At 38.3% G+C, this 230-nt stretch carries 1 protein-coding gene; it reads left to right on the top strand.

The window, feature by feature from the left end; translation table 11 throughout:
• Positions 1-230: hypothetical protein (locus GQN54_RS11750; protein WP_160633746.1), on the top strand; the 230-nt coding region annotated here is incomplete at both ends.

Genomic DNA, 230 nt, shown 5'->3' with positions numbered 1-230 from the left:
GAACTGTCGTACATCGAAACACCATGTTTTGACTTGTCAATGTTTAATGGAACAGATGAGTTTGAGATCATATTTGATGCATTGTTCAGAACAGAATCAGATTCAGACCAAGTATGGATGGAGATGACCATGGATAATGGATTGACATGGTCTAAAGTAGCAGCATCTACTATTGCGATAAATTTCTACAACAATGCTACCGATGATGTTTGGGATGGATTCTCTAACGC

Source organism: Acidiluteibacter ferrifornacis (genome assembly GCF_009909615.1).
In the GTDB taxonomy this organism is placed as follows: Bacteria; Bacteroidota; Bacteroidia; order Flavobacteriales_E; family Vicingaceae; genus Acidiluteibacter; species Acidiluteibacter ferrifornacis.
This window is presented reverse-complemented; position numbering and strand designations above follow the sequence as displayed.